Source organism: Pseudomonas sp. S3E17, assembly GCF_024168685.1.
Lineage (GTDB): Bacteria > Pseudomonadota > Gammaproteobacteria > Pseudomonadales > Pseudomonadaceae > Aquipseudomonas > Aquipseudomonas marginalis.
On sequence record NZ_JALJWE010000001.1, the window covers coordinates 4234598 to 4251679 of the forward strand.

Genomic DNA, 17082 nt, shown 5'->3' on the forward strand with positions numbered 1-17082 from the left:
TAAAGCACCACCAGGCTCAACTATCAGCTATAGACACGGCCAAGGAGCTGCCGATGGCTTTCAAACTGATCGAGCACGTCCCGGGTGATCTGTTCCTGGGCGAAGCCCATCAGGTCGTATTCCTGAGGCCCGTTGTGCAGGTACACCTCGGCCCGGTAATAGCGGGTGCGTTCTTCTTCGGGCAGGTCGTTCGGTGCCGACGAGTAAGCATCCAGGCTCACTTCATAAACGAAGGGGTTGCCCTCTTCCATCTCGATGCGCACACCGATGCAGCGCTTGGATTTACCCAGCAGCGTCTGCACTTCCAAACCTTGTTCACGCAACGCAGTCGCCGCTTCTTCCAGCGCCGGCGTGACGTGCTTGTCCATAAAGCGCTGCACAGTGCCCTGGCTCGGTTGCAGGTCGAGTGCCGTCAAACGCTCGCTGAAGCCACGACGCCCGCGTTCAGCCAGTTGCGCCTGCTCCTGTTCGATCGCCACGTCCTGGCGCATCGCCTTGTGCAAACCGAACATAAAGAAAATCAGCACCACCGAGAACGGCAGCCCCGCCAGCACCACCATGGTTTGCATGGCTTCGAAGTTGCCGGCAAACAGCAGGCCGATGGTCACCAGGGTGATCACCGCCGACCAGAAGATGCGCAGCCAGTGCGGTGCGTCTTCATCCACATTGCCGCCTTTGCAGGAAAGGTTGGCCATCATCACCGCACCGGAATCCGCCGGGGTCAGGAACAGCACAAAGCCCACGAAGATCGACACGCCGATGACGATTTTCGACGCCGGGTAATGCTCCAGCAACTGGTAGATAGCCATGGACGGTTGTTCCAGCGCCGTCTTGCCCAACTCCACCGCACCATGGTTGAGCACCAGGTCCAGCGCCGAGTTACCGAAGATCGACAGCCACGCCAGGGTAAAGCCCAGGGGAATCAGCAACACGCCGGCCACCAGTTCACGCACCGTGCGGCCACGGGAAATCCGCGCGATGAACATGCCCACGAACGGTGCCCAGGAAATCCACCAGGCCCAGTAGAACAGGGTCCACAGGCCCATCCAGCGTTCGGTCTTGTCACCATCGCCTTCGTACACATAGAGGTCGAAGGTTTTCAGCACGATGCCGTTGAGGTAGTCGCCGGTGTTCTGCACCAGGCCGTTGAGCAGGTGCAGGGTCGGGCCGAACAGCAGCACGAAGATCAGCAAGCCGCTGAACAGCACGATATTGAGGTTGGACAGGCGGCGAATGCCGTTCTCCACGCCCGACACGGCGGCGATGGTCGCCACGGTGCTCATCACAATGATCACGATCAGCAGGTTGGTGTTGCTGTGCGCCATGCCGAACAGGTTTTCCAGGCCGGACGACACCTGCATCGAACCGATGCCCAGGTTGGTCACCAGGCCCAGCAGGGTCACGAACATGCCGAAACCGTCCACCGCGTGACCGGCCGCGCCCTTCACCCAACGCTCACCCACCAGCGGGTACAACGCCGAACGCAAGGCCAGCGGCTGGTTATGCCGGTAGGCGAAGTACGCCACCGCCAGGCCGACCAGCGCATAGATCGCCCAGCCATGCAGGCCCCAGTGCAAAAAGGTCAACTGCAACGCCTGGCGTGCCGCGCTGTTGCTGGCGGCCGCGCCTTCGGGCGGGTTGAAGTAGTGATCCAGCGGCTCGGAGGCACCGAAGTACAGCAGCGAGATGCCGATACCCGACGAGAACAGCATGCCGGCCCAGGCGCCGTAGCTGAAGTCCGGGGTGTCGTCCTTGCTGCCCAGTTTCAACTTGCCATAGGACGAAAACGCCAGGCCGACCACAAACACCAGGTAAGCGGCGATGACCACCATGTAGTACCAGCCGAAGCTTTTGGAAAGCCAGGCCTGGGCTACGCCGAGCATGCGCCCGGCCTCCTGCGGGGCGATGATCAGAATGGCGGTCAACAACAGAATCAGCGCGGTGGAGGTGTAGAACACCCAACCGTTGACCCGTACCTTTTCCGGCGGGGTCTTTATAAGAGAGGCAGAACTCATGGCGCAGATGCTCCGGGCAGTGCGAGAGAGAAACACAAGGCAGCGGTTATCCCGACCTATCGATTTTTCGGCAGTCGACGGACGGGTGTTATAAAGACACCCCGAAAATCCTTGAGCCCCACGAGGCAGTGGGCAGGCCTTGATACCGCCTGTTTCAAAGGTTTTTGCAGGTGCCGGATGTCGCGGCCCTCACGTAGGAAATACCTGTAGGCAGCGACCATTTGTCGCAGAGCTTATTCTTTGTTGATTGAACGTTCAATCAAAACAAAATAGACTGGCCTTCAAGTCGACGAACGTTCATCGCCCGTCGGCAGGCCTAAGGAGAGGTGCTACATGCCCAAGGTCGGTATGCAACCCATACGCCGCCAACAGTTGATCGAAGCCACGTTGACGGCCATCGACCAGGTCGGAATGGGAGATGCCAGCATTGCGCTGATCGCCCGTTTGGCCGGGGTCTCGAACGGCATCATCAGTCACTACTTTCAGGACAAGAACGGCCTGATCGCCGCGACGATGCGCTACCTGATGAACGTGCTGATCGAGAACGTCCACGAACGCAGGCTTGCGCTGAAGGACGACAGCCCACGGGCGCACCTTCGGGTGATCATCGAGGGCAACTTCGACGCCAGCCAGGTCAATGGCCCGGCAATGAAAACCTGGCTGGCCTTCTGGGCCACCAGCATGCATCACCCGTCATTGCACAGGTTGCAGCGGATCAACGATCAACGTCTGTATTCCAACCTGTGCTGCCAGTTCCGCCGAGTGCTGCCGCTGCCGCACGCACGCAAAGCAGCCAGAGGCCTGGCGGCCCTGATCGACGGTTTGTGGTTGCGCGGCGCCCTGTCGGGAGACGCTTTCGACACGGCGCAGGCGCAACGGATCGCTTACGAATACATGGATTTCCAATTGGCCAAGCAGGTGAGTTAGAGCCCTTATAAACGCTCAACCCCTGAACGTCCGCCACCCAGTGCTGCCACACCCTCATGGCCCACTGTGCGGCGGGTAACGCCAACCACTTATGCACTTGCGAGGACTTTATGGCCCGTTTCGACCTGCAAAAACTCTACATTGACGGCGGCTACAGCGACGCTGGCAGCGATGCCACCTTCGAAGCCATCAACCCGGCTAACGGTGAAGTTCTCGCCCAAGTGCAACGCGCCACGTTCGACGACGTTGAACGTGCCGTGGTCAGCGCGGAAAAAGGCCAGAAAATCTGGGCCGCCATGACCGCCATGGAGCGTTCGCGCATCCTGCGTCGTGCCGTCGACATCCTGCGCGAGCGCAACGACGAACTGGCCGCCCTGGAAACCCTGGACACCGGTAAAGCCTTCTCCGAAACCCAGTACGTCGACATCGTCACCGGCGCCGACGTGCTGGAATACTACGCCGGCCTGGTACCGGCCATCGAGGGCGAGCAGATCCCACTGCGCGACACCTCGTTCGTCTACACCCGCCGCGAGCCCCTGGGCGTGGTCGCCGGTATCGGCGCGTGGAACTACCCGATCCAGATCGCCCTGTGGAAATCCGCACCGGCCCTGGCCGCCGGCAACGCGATGATCTTCAAACCAAGCGAAGTCACCTCGCTGACCACCCTGAAACTGGCCGAGATCTACACCGAAGCCGGCGTTCCAGCCGGCGTGTTCAACGTCTTGACCGGCAGCGGCCGTGAAGTCGGCACCTGGCTGACCGAGCACCCGCGCATCGAGAAAGTCTCGTTCACCGGCGGCACCGACACCGGCAAGAAAGTCATGGCCAGCGCTTCGAGCTCGTCGCTCAAGGAAGTGACTATGGAACTGGGCGGCAAGTCGCCGCTGATCGTGTTCGAAGACGCCGACCTGGATCGTGCGGCCGACATCGCGATGATGGCCAACTTCTACAGCTCCGGCCAGGTCTGCACCAACGGCACCCGCGTGTTCGTGCCCAAGCACCTGCAAGCGGCATTCGAAGCCAAGATCGTTGAGCGTGTTGCGCGCATCCGCGTTGGCGACCCGCAGGACGCCAACACCAACTTCGGTCCGCTGGTCAGCTTCGCCCACATGGAAAGCGTGCTGGGCTACATCGCGAAAGGCAAGGAAGAAGGCGCCCGCGTGCTGTGCGGCGGCGACCGCCTGACCGACGGCGACCTGGCCAAAGGCGCCTTTGTGGCCCCGACCGTGTTCACCGACTGCACCGACGAGATGACCATCGTCCGTGAAGAAATCTTCGGCCCGGTGATGAGCATCCTCACCTATGAAACCGAAGAAGAAGTGATCCGCCGCGCCAACGACACCGACTTCGGCCTGGCTGCGGGCCTTGTGACCAAGGACCTGAACCGCGCCCACCGCGTGATTCACCAGCTGGAAGCGGGCATCTGCTGGATCAACGCCTGGGGCGAATCCGACGCGAAGATGCCGGTGGGTGGCTACAAGCAATCCGGTGTGGGCCGTGAAAACGGCATCAGCTCGCTGAACAACTTCACCCGCATCAAATCGGTACAGGTTGAGCTGGGCGACTACGCCTCGGTGTTCTAAGACCCGGGTTCTGTAGTGCCTTTGAGGCCGCCATCGGGGCTTGTCGCACCGCCCCGATGAGGTCCGACCTGACCACACTTCAAAGAGGGTGCATTTATGTCCCAAGAATACGACTACATCATTGTGGGTGCCGGCTCCGCCGGTAACACCCTGGCGACCCGTCTGACCGAAGACGAAGGCGTCACCGTCCTGCTGCTGGAAGCCGGCGGCCCCGACTACCGCCTCGACTTCCGTACCCAGATGCCCGCCGCCCTGGCCTTCCCACTGCAAGGCCGGCGCTACAACTGGGCCTACGAAACCGATCCGGAGCCGCACATGGACGGCCGCCGGATGGAATGCGGGCGTGGCAAGGGCCTGGGTGGCTCTTCGCTGATCAACGGCATGTGCTACATCCGTGGCAACGCCATGGACTACGACAACTGGTCGAAGCTGCCAGGCCTGGAAGACTGGAGCTACCTCGACTGCCTGCCGTATTTCCGCAAGGCCGAAACCCGCGACATCGGCCCGAACGACTGGCACGGCGGCGATGGCCCGGTCAGCGTGACCACGCCTAAAGCCGGCAACAACCCGCTGTTCCACGCCATGGTTGAAGCGGGCGTGCAGGCCGGTTACCCGCGCACCGAAGACTTGAACGGCTACCAGCAGGAAGGCTTCGGCCCGATGGACCGCACCGTCACGCCTAACGGCCGTCGCGCCAGCACCGCACGCGGTTACCTGGACATAGCCAAGAAGCGCTCCACACTGACCATCGTCACCCACGCCCTCACCGACAAGGTGTTGTTCGAAGGCAAGCGTGCCGTGGGTGTGCGTTACCTGATCGGTGCCGCCGAAGAGCGCGTGGAAGCCCGTGCGCGTAAAGAAGTACTGGTGTGCAGCGGCGCAATCGCTTCGCCGCAGCTGCTGCAACGCTCCGGCGTGGGCCCGGCCAAGCTGCTGGAAAGCCTCGACATCCCGGTGGTCCACGATCTGCCCGGCGTCGGCGAAAACCTGCAGGACCACCTTGAGTTGTACCTGCAATATGCGTGCACCCAGCCGGTGTCGCTGTACCCGTCGCTGCTCTGGTACAACCAGCCGGCCATCGGTGCCGAGTGGCTGTTCAACGGCACCGGCATCGGCGCCAGCAACCAGTTCGAAGCGGGCGGTTTTATCCGTACCCGTGAAGAATTCGAATGGCCGAACATCCAGTACCACTTCCTGCCGGTCGCGATTAACTACAACGGCAGCAACGGTGTCAAAGAGCACGGCTTCCAGGCGCACATGGGCTCCATGCGCTCGCCGAGCCGTGGCCGCGTGCAACTGAAGTCGAAGAACCCACGGGACTACCCGAGCATCCTCTTCAACTACATGGCCACCGAGCAGGACTGGCAGGAATTCCGCGACGGCATCCGCCTGACCCGTGAAATCATGCAGCAGCCGGCACTGGACCCGTACCGTGGCCGCGAAATCAGCCCGGGCATCGAGGTGCAAACCGATGAGCAGTTGGACAAGTTCATCCGCGAGCACGCCGAGACCGCGTTCCACCCGTCCTGCTCATGCAAGATGGGCGACGACGAGATGGCCGTGGTCGATGGCGAAGGCCGCGTGCATGGCATGCAGGGCCTGCGCGTAGTCGATGCGTCGATCATGCCGATCATCACCACCGGCAACCTGAACGCGCCGACGATCATGATCGCCGAGAAAATCGCCGACAAGATCCGTGGCCGCCAGCCGCTGCCGCGCAGCACTGCCGACTACTACGTGGCCGGCGACGCGCCGGTGCGTGGCAAGCCGTTGCGTGAAGTGGGGCCATTGGCGCAATAACGCCAAACCCTGTGGTGAGCGGGCTTGCCCCGCGCTGGAGTGCGCAGCGCTCCCAAGATTTTGGGGGCCGCTGCGCAGCCCAACACGGGGCAAGCCCGCTCGCCACAGGGGCACTCGCTACAAAGAATCACCTCTCCTTGATCGCTCCCCAGCCCAGGCCTACTCTGTGTGCCTGCCCGCGCTGAGCCGCCCACAAGGAAGGCCCCATGTTCGACCACCACACCACACTCAAAAAGCATTTCAGTGCCCTGCGCACCACCGCCGAATTTTTCTCCCTGCGTTACGTGCGCGAGTCCGGCCAGTACCTGTCGGTGCGCAAGAACGTCGCCGAACCGCCGCACCTGAACCACGACGAAGGCGCCATGCTCACCGTGCGTTTGAACGGTGTGGAAACCTACGCCGCGACCCACGATATTTCCCTGCCTGGCCTGCAAGCCGCCCTCGAGCGCGCCGAACAGCAAGCCCGCCTGATAAAACCTCACGCCCTGCTCGACCTGCGCGACCAACCGGTGTCCAGCGATGTCGCCGACTACCTGTCGCCGCACCTCGAGCACGCCTTCCCGTCCTTGAGCGACTGCTACCAACTGCTCGGCGATGAGTCCTCTGCGGTGCCCCAGGACGAGCGCCTGGTGAACTGGGAAGTCAGCCTCGGCCTGACCCATGTCGAGCAGATCTACCTCAACAGTGCCGGCGCCGAACTGCGCCAGGCCCAGCGGTTTGTGTTCCCCGGCGTCAACGTCACCGCCTACGACGGCAACGACAGCCAGTCGCGCACCCTCGGCGGCAGCAACTTCGGCCAGCAAGGCGGGTTTGACGTGATCAGCCGCTTCGGCCTGGTGGGCGCCGCGCCGCGCATTGCCGACGAAGCCCTGCAACTGCTGCTGGCGCCCAACACGCCCCAGGGCCCGCGCGACCTGCTGCTGATGCCCGACCAGATGATCCTGCAGATCCACGAGTCCATCGGCCACCCCCTGGAACTCGACCGTATCCTCGGCGACGAGCGCAATTACGCCGGCACCAGTTTTGTGAAGGCCAGTGACTTCGGCCAGCTGCAATACGGCTCCAAGCTGTTGAACGTGACGTTCGACCCGGACATTCCCGAGCAACTGGCCAGCTACGGCCATGACGACGACGGCACCGCGGCCAGCAAGCAATTCCTGATCCGCGAAGGGCTGCTGCTCAAGCCCCTGGGTGGGGCGTTGTCGCAGTTCCGCTCGGGCATGGGCGGCGTGGCCAACAGCCGCGCCAGCAGCTGGAACCGCGCGCCGATCGACCGCATGGCGAACCTGAATATCGAAGCCGGCGATAAGAGCCTGGCGCAACTGATTGGCGGCATCGAAAACGGCATCCTGATGTCGACCAACCGTTCGTGGTCCATCGACGATGCACGCAACAAGTTCCAGTTCGGCTGCGAGTGGGGCCAGTTGATTGAAAACGGCGAGCTCAAGGGCGTGGTAAAGAACCCCAACTACCGGGCGATTTCCGCGCAGTTCTGGCGCAACCTCAGCGCCGTGGGCGACGCCAGTACCTTCAAGGTGCTGGGCACGCCGAACTGCGGCAAGGGCGAGCCTAACCAGGTGATCCGCGTCGGCCATGCGTCGCCGGCCTGTGTGTTCAGCAACGTTGACGTATTTGGGGGAGATGCCTGATGAACACCTTCAAGGCATTGGTGCAGTGGCTCAAGCAGGCCATCACCGACAAGGAACAATTCCACCTGGGCTATGCGGCAGAATCGTCGGAGTTCGTGCGCTTCAACCACGCCAAGGTGCGTCAGGCCGGGCACGTGCAGCAGGCCAGCCTCAACCTCAAGCTGATCAGCGATGGCCGCCATGCCGACCTCGGCATCACCCTGGCCGGCGAGCCCGAGCTGGATCGCCAGCGCCTCGCCGACGGCCTGCGCCAATTGCGCGAAACCCTGCCGCTGCTGCCCCATGACCCGTACCTGTTGCTCAACCACAACGCCTGGCAAAGCCACAACGAACAGGCCCGCCCCCTGCCCGACCTGGCCCAGGTGCTGGAAGAAATCAGCCAGGCCGCCGATGGCGTCGACCTGGTCGGCTTCTATGCCGCCGGCCCGATCAGCCGGGGCTTCGCGAGTTCGGACGGCGCGTTTGGCTGGCATCAGGCCAATAGCTTCAACTTCGATTTCAGCCTGTTCCATGCCAATGGCGAGGCGGTAAAAGCCAGCTACGCCGGCGACGCCTGGGACAGCGCCGAGTTCGCCCGGCGCTTCCAGTTGGCGCGTGAACAGCTGGAATTCCTTGGCCGCCCGCTGCACCCGTTGGCGCCCGGACAATACCGCGCCTACCTCGCGCCGGCGGCGCTGGAAGAAATCATCAGCATCATCACCTGGGGTGGTTTTTCCGCCCAGGCCATCGCCAGCAAAGGCAGCTCGTTGCAACGGCTGTATGCCGGCGAGCAGTCCTTGAGCCCGCTGGTGACGGTGAAAGAACACATCACCGAGTCCCTGAGCCAGGCGTTCTCCAGCGAAGGCTACCCGCGCAGTGACGTCACGCTGATCAACGCCGGCAAGGCCGACGGCCAGCTGGTGAACTCGCGCAGCGCTGCCGAATATGGCCTCAGCGCCAACGGCGCCAGCGGCGATGAGTCACCGAGCGCCTTGCAGATTGCGGCGGGCACCCTGGCCCAGGCCGATATCCTCAAGCAACTGGGCACCGGGCTCTACATCAGCAACCTGTGGTACCTGAATTACTCCGACCTGCCCGCCGCACGCCTGACCGGCATGACGCGCTTCGCCACGTTCTGGGTGGAAGACGGCAAGATCAAGGCGCCGGTCAGCACCATGCGTTTTGATGACAGTGTCTACCAGTTGCTCGGTTCGCAACTGGAAGCGCTGACCGCCGAGCGGGAACTGCTGCTGTCGGCCAGCACCTACGGCCAGCGCAATACCGCGTCCAACCTGCTACCGGGTGCCCTGGTTAAACGCCTGACCCTGACCCTGTAGATACACCCCCCCTGTGGGAGCGGGCTTGCCCTCTCCCACCTTGTCCTGTGCTGATTTCAGACATCCCGGTTTCAGCCCTTCCTACTGTAAATTCTCTTCCTCCCAGTCTGCACGGGCAGCCTGTTGTCGCCTGCGAAAAACCTCGTTATAACGGTTAGTGGCACCCCGCCACCTCACCCACGAGAGCACGACCTTGCCCGGGAAGGGCAAGCTGGAGCGTTGACATGAACCATGGAAGTTTTGTCATAGAAAAGCTGTTCAAGCACTACAACGTTCATGTTGAGCAGTTGGGAAACGATTCGGAAAAGAAGACCATCCTGATGGTCAATGGCGCACTGTCCACCACACGCTCATTCGCCCGTACCAGTAAATGCCTGGCCGAGCATTTCAATGTGTTGTTGTTCGACCTGCCCTTCTCGGGCTATTCCCGCGAACACAACACCGACCTGGATCTGGTGACCAAGGATGACGAGGTACAAATCCTGCGCGCCCTGGTCGAGCGCTTCCAGGTCAACCACCTGGTCTCGGCCTCCTGGGGCGGTATCTCCACGCTGCTGACCCTGGCGCACAACCCGCCGTCGATCGAAAGCTCGGTGGTGATGGCCCTGGCGCCCAACCTCAACCAGGCCATGCTCGACTATGTGGAGCGCGTGCGGGTGCTGATCGAGGCCGATGACAAATCCGCCGTCGGCCACCTGCTGAACGAGACCGTCGGCAAATACCTGTCGCCACGCCTCAAGCGCAACAACCATCGGCACCTGTCGAACATGGCCACCACCGAGTACCGCCAGGCGCGCTTTCATATCCACCAGGTCCTGGCCCTGGGTGATGGCAACTACTTGCCGGCACTGCGCCAGATCGAAACCCCGGTGCACTTTCTCAACGGCACGCTGGACGAATACACCCCCGCCGCGGATGCCCAACTGTTCAAGCACTACGTCGGCCGCAGCAGCTTTGCCGTGGCCGAACACACCGGGCATTTACTCGACCTGGAGTCCCGCGAGGCGGCTTTGGCGGTGCACCGTGCGCTGTTGGATTTCCTGGTGGGCGAGCACGCGGCGCTGTCGGATTTAGACGAACCGCCAGTGGGAAAAGGAGCGACGAATGGCGCATAATCGCCGACACATAGCCGGCTAACAAACAGGTACCCCATGCCAGATCGTGCCCCTCTCGATGCCAAGACCGCCCGCTGGCTCCCCTGGGTGGTCGCGATTGCCTTCTTCATGCAATCGCTGGATGGGACGATTCTCAACACGGCACTGCCGGCCATGGCCCGGGACCTGGCGGAAAACCCGCTGCGCATGCAAGGGGTGGTGATCGCCTACATGCTCACCGTCGCCCTGCTGATCCCGGCCTCGGGCTGGATCGCCGACCGCTTCGGTACCAAGAAAATCTTCTTCGGCGCGATCATGCTGTTCAGCATCGGCTCCTTGCTGTGCGCCCTGTCCAGCAGCCTGACCATGCTGGTGGGCGCGCGGGTCATCCAGGGCCTCGGCGGTGCGCTGATGCTGCCGGTCGGTCGGCTCGTGGTGCTACGTGCCTACCCCCGCTCCGAACTGGTGCGGATCATGGGCTTCATCACCATCCCCGGCCTGCTCGGGCCCTTGCTCGGCCCGACCATGGGCGGCTGGATGGTGCAATACCTGACCTGGCACTGGATTTTCCTGATCAACCTGCCGGTGGGCATGATCGGTTGCTACGCCGTGTGGAAATTCATCCCCGACCTGCGCGGCAGCGAGCGCACACGCTTCGATGGCCTCGGTTTTCTATTGTTCGGCGCAGCGATGGTGCTGATCACCATTGCCATGGAAGGCCTGGGCGAGCTGCACCTGCCGCACCTGCGGGTGATGCTGCTGCTGTTCGGCGGGTTGGCGTGCCTGGCGGCGTACTGGCTGCGCGCCGGGCATATCGATAACCCGCTGTTTTCACCGGCGCTGTTCAAGACCCGCACGTTTGCGGTGGGCATCCTCGGCAACCTGTTCGCGCGCCTGGGCAGCGGTGCCTTGCCGTTCCTGGTGCCGTTGCTGCTGCAAGTGGCCCTGGGGTACTCGCCGTCCCAGGCCGGCATGAGCATGCTGCCCCTCGCGGCAGCGGCGATGTTCGCCAAGTCGGTGGCGCGTCCGTTGATCGAGCGTCTGGGTTATCGCGTGGTGCTGACCGGCAATACCCTGGCCCTGGGCATCATGCTGGCGAGCATGGGCCTGGTCAGCGAGCAGACGCCCTACCCGCTGCTGCTGGCCATGCTGGCGGTGCTGGGGGCGATCAACTCGCTGCAATTTACCGCGATGAACACCGTCACCCTGATCGACCTCGATGACGCCCAGGCCAGCAGCGGCAACAGTCTGCTGTCGGTGGTGGCGCAACTGTCCCTGAGCCTGGGGGTGGCCTGTGCCGGTGCGTTGCTCGGCGGGTTTACCGCCGAGTCGGGCAACGATGGCGTGAGCACGGTGCTCGGCGCGTTCCAGCTGACCTTCCTCACCGTAGGCATCATGGCGATGCTGGCGGCGGCGATCTTCCTGCAACTGTCGCCCCAAGACGGCAAACGGGCGGCCAGCCCGGAACAGCATATCGAGCATTAACGGGCGTCTCGTCTAGAACTTGCGGGGAAATTCCTACAGGGCTGGTACACTGCGCGACATTTTGTTTTGCAGAGCCAGTCCCGTGACTACCATCGCCACCGCTTTTAATACTTTGCCCCTGTCCGCCGCCATGCTGGCTAACCTCGACTCGCTGGGTTATGTCGAGATGACGCAGATCCAGGCGCAAAGCTTGCCGGTGATCCTCAAGGGGCTGGACCTGATTGCCCAGGCCAAGACCGGCAGCGGCAAGACCGCGGCGTTCGGCATTGGCCTGCTGAACCCGATCAACCCGCGCTACTTCGGCTGCCAGGCCCTGGTGATGTGCCCGACCCGTGAGCTGGCCGACCAGGTCGCCAAGGAAATCCGCCGCCTGGCCCGCGCCGAAGACAACATCAAGGTCCTGACCCTGTGCGGCGGCGTGTCCCTCGGCCCGCAGATCGCTTCCCTGGAGCACGGCGCCCACGTGATCGTCGGCACCCCGGGCCGTATCCAGCAACACCTGCGCAAGGGTTCGCTGGTGCTGGACGGCTTGAACACCCTGATCCTCGACGAAGCCGACCGCATGCTCGACATGGGCTTCTACGACGCCATCGAAGACATCATCAGCAAGACCCCGCCGCGCCGCCAGACCCTGCTGTTCTCGGCCACCTACCCGGTGAGCATCAAGCAACTGGCCTCGAAATTCATGCGCGCGCCGCAGCAAGTGAAAGCCGAAGCGTTCCACTCCGACGACCAGATCGAGCAGCGTTTCTACGAGATCTCCCCGGAAGAACGCATGGACGCCGTGACCAAGGTGCTGGCGCATTTCCGCCCGGCCTCCTGCGTGGCGTTCTGCTTCACCAAGCAGCAAGTGCAGGAAACCGTCGACCACCTGACGGCCAAGGGCATTTCCGCCGTCGGCCTGCATGGCGACCTGGAACAGCGCGACCGTGACCAGGTATTGGCGATGTTCGCCAACCGCAGTACCTCGGTGCTGGTGGCCACCGACGTCGCCGCCCGCGGCCTGGACATCGACGCGCTGGACATGGTCATCAACGTCGAACTGGCCCGCGACTCGGAAATCCACATCCACCGCGTGGGCCGTACCGGTCGTGCCGGTGAGACCGGCATCGCCATCAGCCTGGTGGCGCCGTCCGAAGCGCACCGCGCCCAGGCCATCGAGCAACTGCAGAAGTCGCCGCTGAACTGGGACCAACTGGACAACCTCAAGCCGCAAAGCGGTGGTCCGCTGCTGCCGGTGATGAGCACCCTGTGCATCGCCGCCGGGCGCAAAGACAAGGTGCGCCCAGGCGACATCCTCGGCGCATTGACCGGCGAAGCCGGCATCCCGGGTGCCCAGGTCGGCAAGATCGCGATCTTCGACTTCCAGGCCTTCGTGGCCGTGGAACGCGGCATCGCCAAGCAGGCGTTGCAGCGCTTGAACGACGGCAAGATCAAAGGCCGTTCGTTGCGTGTGCGGATCCTGTAACACGATCTCCGCACCAATGGAGATCCAATGTGGGAGGGGGCTTGCCCCCGATAGCGGAGTGTCAGTCAATATAGATGTGACTGAACCGCCGCTATCGGGGGCAAGCCCCCTCCCACATTAACTGCATTCCAAATCAGAATTTGTATGAGGACACCGTTTTGCGCTCGACCGAAGTTGTGATCATTGGCGCCGGCGCCGCAGGCTTGATGTGCGCACTGACCGCCGCCGGGCGTGGGCGCAAGGTGATGCTGCTCGACCATGCGAACAAGGCCGGCAAGAAGATCCTGATGTCGGGCGGTGGCCGCTGCAATTTCACCAATATGTACACCGAGCCGGCCAACTTCCTCTCGCACAACGCGCACTTCTGCAAGTCGGCCCTGGCCCGTTACACCCAGTGGGATTTCATCGGCCTGGTGGCCAAGCACGGCGTGCCGTACCACGAGAAGAAACTCGGCCAGCTGTTCTGCGATAACAAATCCAGTGACATCCTCGGCATGCTGCTGGACGAGTGCATCCAGACCGGCGTGAGCCTGCACCTGGACACCTCGATTGAAGAAATCGCCAAGGTCGACAGCGGCTACCAGTTGCAAACCACCTTGGGTGAACTGCGCTGCGAATCCCTGGTGATCGCCACCGGCGGCCTGTCGATCCCGACCCTGGGCGCCAGCGGCTTTGGCTATCAAGTCGCCAGGCAGTTCGGCCATGAGCTGTTGCCGACCCGCGCCGGGCTGGTGCCGTTCACCATCACCGACCAGCTCAAGGACTTGTGTGGCGAGCTGTCCGGGACCTCGGTGGATTGCCTGGTCAGCTGCAACGGCCAGAGCTTTCGCGAGAACCTCCTGTTTACCCATCGCGGCCTCAGCGGCCCGGCGATTCTGCAGATTTCCTCCTACTGGGAGTCCGGCGACACGCTGGAGATCAACCTGCTGCCCGACCACGACGCCCACACCTGGCTGCAACAGCAGCAGGTCGAGCGCCCCAACAGCGAGCTGAAAACCCTGCTGGGTGAAATCTTCACCAAGAAGATGGCCAATCTGCTGGCGGATACCTGGTTCGCGTCCAAGCCGATGAAGCAGTACACCCACGCTGAAGTGGCCGATATCGCGCAAAAACTCTCGAGCTGGCAACTGGTGCCGGCGGGCACCGAGGGCTACCGCACGGCCGAGGTGACCTTGGGTGGGGTGGATACGCGGGAAGTCTCGTCCAAGACCATGGAATCACTGAAAAGCCCGGGCTTGTACTTTATTGGGGAAGTGCTGGATGTGACCGGGCATCTGGGCGGGTTTAACTTCCAGTGGGCCTGGGCTTCCGGTTACGCGGCCGCGCAGTTTGTTTGACACGACGCAGTAAAAAATGTGGGAGGGGGCTTGCTCCCGATAGCGGTGTACCAGTGATAGATGTTCTGACTGACACACTGCAATCGGGAGCAAGCCCCCTCCCACATTTTGATTTGCGGTATGCCTGGGAATAATTTGCTGCCAGATGTGATCACCACCCTTGCCGTGGCGTCACTGATGGCTCAATTTAGCGGCATCGTCCCGGAAGACTCCAGACTTCATGTCATCGACCTCGTTCAAGCAGTCCATGCGGCGCCTGTGGGCGCTGGATAAATTCAGCTACAGCATCCGGGTGTTTATCGCCCTCACCGGCAGCATGGCGCTGTGCTGGTATCAGGATGAAATGACCCTGCTGATCCCGCTGTTCCTGGGGATTATCGCCAGCGCCCTGGCCGAGACCGACGACAGCTGGCAAGGCCGCCTCAACGCCCTGGCAGTGACGCTGGTGTGTTTCAGCATTGCCGCGCTGTCGGTGGAGCTGCTGTTCCCCTACCCCTGGATTTTCGCCATCTCCCTGGCCCTGGCCACGTTCTGCCTGACCATGCTCGGCGCCTTGGGCGAACGCTATGGTGCGATTGCTTCGGCCACCTTGATTCTGTCGGTCTACACCATGATCGGTGTGGACCAGCGCGGCGGCGCCGTCAGTGATTTCTGGCATGAGCCGTTGCTGCTGGTGGCCGGCGCCGCCTGGTACGGCGCGTTGTCGGTGCTGTGGCAGGCGCTGTTTTCCAACCAGCCGGTGCAGCAGAGCCTGGCGCGGTTGTTCCGCGAATTGGGGCGCTACCTCAAGCTCAAATCATCGTTGTTCGAACCGATTCGCCAACTGGACGTGGAAGCCCGCCGCCTGGAACTGGCCCAGCAAAACGGCCGGGTGGTGGCGGCGCTGAATGCGGCGAAGGAAATCATCCTGCACCGCGTCGGCAATGGCCGACCCGGCTCGAAGGTCAGTCGCTACCTCAAGCTGTACTTCCTGGCCCAGGACATCCACGAACGCGCCAGCTCCTCCCACTATCCTTACAACGCCCTGGCCGATGCGTTTTTCCACAGCGATGTGCTGTTCCGCTGCCAACGCCTGCTGCGCCAGCAAGGCAAGGCCTGCCAGTCCCTGGCCGAGTCGATCCAGTTGCGTCAGCCGTTCATCTATGACGACAGCTTCGCCGAAGCCCTCGGCGACCTGAACGCCTCCCTGGAACACCTGCGCATCCAGAGCAACCCGGCCTGGCGCGGCCTGCTGCGCTCCTTGCGCGCCCTGGCGGCCAACCTGTCCACCCTCGACCGCCTGCTCGGCGACGCCAGCAACCCCGACGCCCTGGCCGACGCCACCGACAGCAACCTGCTGGACCGCGCCCCGCGTAACCTGAAAGAAATGTGGACGCGCCTGCGTACCCAACTCACGCCGACGTCGCTGCTGTTCCGCCATGCGCTGCGCCTGTCCCTGGCACTGACCGTCGGCTACGGCATGCTGCATGCGATCCACGCCTCCCAGGGTTACTGGATCATCCTCACCACGCTGTTTGTTTGCCAACCGAACTACGGTGCCACGCGGCGCAAGCTCGGCCAGCGGATCATCGGCACCGCCATCGGCCTCACCGTGGCGTGGGCGCTGTTCGACCTGTTCCCAAGCCCGCTGGTGCAATCGATGTTCGCCATCGCCGCCGGCCTGGTGTTCTTTATCAACCGCACCACCCGCTACACCCTGGCCACGGCGGCGATCACCCTGATGGTGCTGTTCTGCTTCAACCAGGTGGGCGATGGCTACGGACTGTTCCTGCCACGCCTGTTCGATACCCTGCTCGGCAGCCTGATCGCGGGCCTGGCGGTGTTCCTGTTCCTCCCGGACTGGCAAGGCCGGCGCCTGAACAAAGTGCTGGCCAACACCCTGACCTGCAACAGCATCTACCTGCGCCAGATCATGCAGCAATACGCCGCTGGCAAGAGCGACGACCTGGCCTACCGCCTGGCCCGGCGCAATGCCCACAACGCCGATGCGGCGCTGTCCACCACCTTGGCCAATATGCTGATGGAGCCGGGGCATTTCCGTAAGGAAGCGGACGTGGGCTTCCGCTTCCTGGTGCTGTCGCACACCTTGCTCAGCTACCTGTCGGGGCTCGGAGCACACCGCGAAACCCAACTGCCGGCCGAGGTGCGCGCGCACTTGATCGATGGCGCCGGCAATAGCCTGGCGGCGAGCATTGACGAAATCGCCACCGGGCTGGCGAACAAGCAGCCGATTGCGATTCAGAGCGATGCCGAGGAGGCCCTGGCGGCGGACCTGGAGCAGATGCCGGATGAGATTGATGAAGGGCAGCGGTTGGTGCAGACGCAGTTGGCGTTGATATGCCGGCAATTGGGGCCGTTGCGCACCTTGGCGGCGCATTTGATCAAAGATACCAGCGCGGCTTAGGTCG

At 62.8% G+C, this 17082-nt stretch carries 11 protein-coding genes; 10 read left to right on the forward strand and 1 reads right to left on the reverse strand.

Translation table 11 applies throughout. The annotated features are described in order from the left end of the window. Positions 1-23 precede the first annotated feature (23 nt). Positions 24-1958 carry a BCCT family transporter gene (locus J3D60_RS19090; protein ID WP_253494022.1) on the reverse strand — a complete coding sequence of 645 codons (1935 nt, stop codon included), beginning with the start codon at positions 1956-1958 and terminating at the stop codon, positions 24-26. A 390-nt stretch (positions 1959-2348) separates the two neighbouring features. On the opposite strand from J3D60_RS19090, the gene betI reads away from it, so the two are divergent. The 10 genes from betI to yccS all read left to right on the forward strand — a co-directional run bounded on the left by betI (position 2349) and on the right by yccS (position 17078). Further along, complete coding sequence (betI, locus tag J3D60_RS19095; protein WP_053128113.1) at positions 2349-2942, forward strand: transcriptional regulator BetI; 594 nt, start codon at positions 2349-2351, stop codon at positions 2940-2942. A gap of 110 nt (positions 2943-3052) precedes the next feature. Continuing rightward, positions 3053-4525: a betaine-aldehyde dehydrogenase gene (gene betB / locus J3D60_RS19100; protein WP_253492423.1), complete on the forward strand. Its 1473-nt coding sequence runs from the start codon at positions 3053-3055 to the stop codon at positions 4523-4525. Between the two features lie 96 nt (positions 4526-4621). Beyond that, positions 4622-6325, forward strand: coding sequence for a choline dehydrogenase (gene betA / locus J3D60_RS19105; RefSeq protein WP_027606022.1), 1704 nt, complete (start codon positions 4622-4624; stop codon positions 6323-6325). Between the two features lie 206 nt (positions 6326-6531). Beyond that, positions 6532-7974 (forward strand): TldD/PmbA family protein, encoded by a 1443-nt coding sequence (locus tag J3D60_RS19110; RefSeq protein WP_253492424.1) that lies wholly within the window; start codon positions 6532-6534, stop codon positions 7972-7974. Further along, entirely contained in the window at positions 7974-9290 is a 1317-nt protein-coding gene (locus J3D60_RS19115; RefSeq protein WP_253492425.1) for a TldD/PmbA family protein, read from the forward strand. The genes J3D60_RS19110 and J3D60_RS19115 overlap by 1 nt, the downstream gene beginning before the upstream one ends. 224 nt (positions 9291-9514) lie before the next feature. Next, positions 9515-10405: an alpha/beta fold hydrolase gene (locus J3D60_RS19120; protein WP_253492426.1), complete on the forward strand. Its 891-nt coding sequence runs from the start codon at positions 9515-9517 to the stop codon at positions 10403-10405. A gap of 36 nt (positions 10406-10441) precedes the next feature. After that, a complete protein-coding gene (gene mdtD, locus J3D60_RS19125; RefSeq protein WP_027606026.1) occupies positions 10442-11869 on the forward strand; it encodes a multidrug transporter subunit MdtD in 1428 nt (475 codons plus the stop codon). Between the two features lie 130 nt (positions 11870-11999). Beyond that, on the forward strand, positions 12000-13337 hold the full coding sequence (gene dbpA, locus J3D60_RS19130) for an ATP-dependent RNA helicase DbpA (RefSeq protein WP_235865629.1): 1338 nt from the start codon (positions 12000-12002) through the stop codon (positions 13335-13337). A gap of 158 nt (positions 13338-13495) precedes the next feature. Further along, positions 13496-14674 (forward strand): NAD(P)/FAD-dependent oxidoreductase, encoded by a 1179-nt coding sequence (locus J3D60_RS19135; RefSeq protein WP_065938167.1) that lies wholly within the window; start codon positions 13496-13498, stop codon positions 14672-14674. 220 nt (positions 14675-14894) lie between these two features. Then, positions 14895-17078 (forward strand): YccS family putative transporter, encoded by a 2184-nt coding sequence (gene yccS / locus J3D60_RS19140; RefSeq protein ID WP_065938166.1) that lies wholly within the window; start codon positions 14895-14897, stop codon positions 17076-17078. The last annotated feature ends 4 nt before the right edge of the window (positions 17079-17082 follow it).